Raw genomic sequence first — 1,192 nt, forward strand, 5'->3', positions numbered from 1 at the left:
GGGGCTGTCCCATAAGTCATAAAATTGGCTGGAGACGGCCCTTTTCTCTAAATTGTAAAACAAAAAGAAACCGTTCCTTGGTAAAATGGAGGTACCACCCAACCATTCGAAAGGAGACGGTTTCTTTGTACATTCAATATACCATGGATCAACTTTTCTTACCAATGGATTTAGAGGCAGATATCCCCGAAAACCACATCGTCCGTGTGGTAAACGACGCAGTCAACCGCCTGAGTGATTCCATTTTCAACGCTGCGTATCCTGGCGGTGGCCGTCATAGTTATCATCCTAAAATGCTCACCAAAATCATCATTTACGCCTACACCCAGCGCATCTACTCTTCCCGTCAAATCGCCAAGGCTGTCCGCGAAAATATCATGTTCATGTGGCTCGCTGCGCGGCAACAACCGGATTTCCGTACCATCAACCGCTTCCGTTCGGAGCGGATGAAAGAGGTGCTGGAAACCGTGTTTACCCATGTGCTGGAACTGCTTGTTCAGGAGCAATACGTGTCCTTGGAGCACTATTTTCTGGACGGAACCAAGTTTGAAGCGAATGCAAACAGGTATACCTTCGTCTGGAAAAAGGCCGTTGTCAAGCACCAGGCCAAGCTGCAAGAAAAAGTACATATCCTGTTCCAAACCATCGAAGCGGCCGAAAGCGAAGAAGATGCGCTCCACGCGGGTACAGACCTTCCTGAGCTTGGCGAAGCTTCCTCGCTCACGGCAGAAAAGCTGGAAAACGCGGTTCAACAACTGGAGGAAGCTTTGCAAGAAAAACCGAAAAACAAAACCTTAAAGAAAGCCGTGCGCCAGTTACGCAAGGACTTACTGCCGCGGCTCCAAAAGTATGAGCATCAGATCGAAACCGCGGGCGAGCGCAATAGCTACAGCAAAACTGATTCGGACGCGACGTTCATGCGAATGAAGGAAGATCACATGCGAAATGGTCAACTGAAGCCGGGATACAATGTGCAGATGGGCACGGAAAACCAGTTTGTGCTCGGTTACAGCGTGCATCAGCGGCCTACCGATACGAAATGCTTGAAGCCCCATTTGGAACATCTGGAAGAATCACTCGGGAGACGACCAGAGATGGTCATTGCCGATGCAGGGTATGGAAGCGAAGAAAATTACAGCTATTTCAAAGAGCAAAACATCCAAGCGATCGTCAAATACGGGACATACCACAA

1 protein-coding gene is annotated in these 1,192 nt (G+C 48.9%); it reads left to right on the plus strand.

The window, feature by feature from the left end:
- Positions 1-125 precede the first annotated feature (125 nt).
- Positions 126-1,192 (plus strand): IS1182 family transposase (locus QD47_RS29475; protein ID WP_044649470.1); only part of this gene is annotated, 1,067 nt, incomplete at its 3' end.

The sequence above is a fragment of the Paenibacillus terrae genome, assembly GCF_000943545.1.
In the GTDB taxonomy this organism is placed as follows: domain Bacteria; phylum Bacillota; class Bacilli; order Paenibacillales; family Paenibacillaceae; genus Paenibacillus; species Paenibacillus terrae_A.